We start from the raw sequence: 1,063 nt of genomic DNA on the forward strand, positions 1-1,063 counted from the left end.
CATGGACAAGCGCAAAAAAGGAACTCATTTATCGCTCGAAGAACGGGTCATTATTCAAACTCGTTTGAAAGATCATTGCTCTTTACGCTCCATTGCACGAGAAATCGGTTGTTCTCCTAGTACAATTCACTATGAGATTAAGCGAGGAACCGTTAAGCTGTATCACGGCAATATCAAACGTTATAAAGCCCAGCAAGGTCAAAGCGTTTATCAAAACCATCGTCAGCACTGTGGTCGAAAATCTGACTTTCTCAAAAAGCACAGATTTATTGATTACGTTCAACGGCACTTCTTTGAAGATGGCTGGTCACTCGATGTCTGCAGTAATCGCTGCACTGCTGTGGGTGAATTTGCCAGCAGCGATATTGTCTGCACCAGGACGCTTTATAATTATGTCGATCAAGGTCTGCTAAGCATCCACAACTACGATTTGCCAGAAAAGCTCAAACGCAATACCAAAATCCATCGCGTTCGCAAAAATAAGAAGAAGCTAGGCCGCAGTATTGAGCAACGACCACAGGAAGTTAATAAACGCAATGTGTTTGGGCATTGGGAGTGTGACCTTGTTTTAGGCCATAAAACCAAGGACGACGAAGTGCTGCTAACCATGTCCGAACGCATGAGTCGCGAATTCTTAATTATTAAGATTCCAGATAAGACAGTAGCCAGCGTAATGAATGCCTTTAAAAGCTTGCGTAAGCAATACAGTGAGCATTGGAATGATATCTTTAAAACTATTACGACTGACAATGGCTCTGAATTTGCAGATCTATCTCAGCTGGAAGATATTTCCAAAACCTTGGTTTATTATGCTCATCCATATACTTCTTGTGATAAAGGAACTGTAGAGAGACATAATGGGCTTATTCGCAGATTCATTCCTAAAGGCGACTATATCCATAACTATTCTCTCCAACAAATCATTAACATTGAAACTTGGTGTAATTCCTTGCCAAGAAAGATATTGGCTTATCATACACCAGATGAAATCTTTGAAAGAGAACTGGATCAAATCTATCAAACAGCTTAACCAAAAGTGTTCAATTTATTATTGCAATTTGCG

General features: G+C 40.2%; 1 protein-coding gene. It reads left to right on the forward strand.

Annotation, left to right across the window (positions count from 1 at the left end; all coding sequences use genetic code 11):
• The first annotated feature begins 1 nt into the window (after nt 1).
• Nucleotides 2-1,030, forward strand: a complete 1,029-nt coding sequence (locus HMPREF0518_RS09230; RefSeq protein WP_003627975.1) for an IS30 family transposase — start codon at nt 2-4, stop codon at nt 1,028-1,030.
• Nucleotides 1,031-1,063 lie beyond the last annotated feature (33 nt).

The sequence above is a fragment of the Lactobacillus helveticus DSM 20075 = CGMCC 1.1877 genome, from assembly GCF_000160855.1.
In the GTDB taxonomy this organism is placed as follows: domain Bacteria; phylum Bacillota; class Bacilli; order Lactobacillales; family Lactobacillaceae; genus Lactobacillus; species Lactobacillus helveticus.